The sequence below is a fragment of the Streptomyces sp. MS06 genome, from assembly GCF_047200655.1.
Lineage (GTDB): Bacteria > Actinomycetota > Actinomycetes > Streptomycetales > Streptomycetaceae > Streptomyces.
Genome location: NZ_JBJZOJ010000156.1, coordinates 1 through 778, shown reverse-complemented (window position 1 = coordinate 778; position 778 = coordinate 1). Strand labels below are relative to the sequence as shown.

1 protein-coding gene is annotated in these 778 nt (G+C 73.7%); it reads right to left on the bottom strand.

Annotated features, from left to right (window positions below; translation table 11 throughout):
- Positions 1 to 778: hypothetical protein (locus ACL02U_RS32910; protein ID WP_412794678.1), on the bottom strand; the 778-nt coding region annotated here is incomplete at both ends.

Sequence of the window (778 nt, the reverse complement as noted above, 5' to 3'; positions counted from 1 at the left end):
GTAGTGGGGTGCAGCGTCGCACCGGCCGGCAGTGAACCGGGGGTCGTCAAGCCCAGCAGCGCGACGCCCCCGTGGTCCGCGACGAAGCCCACCGGGAGCGCCCCCTCGATCAGCTTCCAGCGCTTGGGCAAGATCAGCCAGCCCTCCTCGCCGCCCAACAGCACGCCCGCCCGAGCGAGTTCGGACCGTGCCGTGCCCAACGGGATGTCCTCGCCGCCCTGCAGCGGCTGGAAGGCGTACGTCGTGAAGTGCGACACCGACACTTCCCCCGGCTTGTCGCCGCGCTCGCTGTAGCGCACGTACGTCGGACGCCCGGCCCGCACCCGAAGCCCGTACACCTCGCCGGCCTTGGCGTCCTCGATGAGCACCTTCAGGCGCCGGCGCTCGTCCTTCTGCGAGGTCGCCTTCCGCAGCGGGCCCACCACCTTCAGCGTCACGATCAGGACCAGCAGCATTCCGACGCCTTCCAGCGCCGTGGGTTCCGTACCGCCCGCCAGCCGAGCCAGCGTCACCGGGGTGAGCGCCAGCAGTACGGCACCGGCCGTGCGGCCCGGGTCGCGGAAGGGGGCGGGGAGAGCGGCGGGGACGGACTCCGTGTCCCCCGTGGGGGCCTTGGCCGGCCCCGCGAGCGGCGGCGCTACCCGGCAGGCCAGTGCCCAGGCTCCCGCCAGAACCAGCGCCGCCGCGACCGCCCCCACTATGCCCAGGCGGGGTGACGGGGCGTCGTAACGGGCGAACACGAGTACCAGAGCCGCGGCGCTCGCGACCAACGACCCCG